Annotated in this window: 1 protein-coding gene; it reads right to left on the bottom strand. The window is 46.9% G+C overall.

Annotation, left to right across the window (positions count from 1 at the left end; all coding sequences use genetic code 11):
* Nucleotides 1-320: flavodoxin-dependent (E)-4-hydroxy-3-methylbut-2-enyl-diphosphate synthase (locus ACYVTD_RS18485; RefSeq protein WP_461249055.1), on the bottom strand; the 320-nt coding region annotated here is incomplete at its 3' end.
* Nucleotides 321-337: the final 17 nt, after the last annotated feature.

Raw genomic sequence — 337 nt, 5'->3', positions numbered from 1 at the left:
CCCACATGGAGGATTGCAGGAGACCAAAGCCGGAGAATTTTGTTTGCATTTATAGTATCGGCAATTCCACTGGCTTTCATTGATACAAGATATTCGGTAAATCCAAACTCATTAAAGACCGATATTTCCCTTTCCGCAGCTTGGGCAAGCGCCTCTGCGGTACTAAAGCCCTGCTCTACCCTTTCACGAAGGTCTAGGGGCAGGCTACCTGCGTTTACCCCGATACGCAAAGGAATTCCCCTATTTGCGGCTTTTTCCAGTACAGAGCGAACTTTTTCCTTGTCGCCGATATTACCGGGGTTAATACGGACTTTTGACACTGGAAAATCCATACAAC

Source organism: Treponema sp. R6D11 (assembly GCF_054786075.1).
The sequence above is the reverse complement of the archived record's forward strand: the minus strand, read 5'-3'. Positions and strand labels throughout refer to the sequence as shown.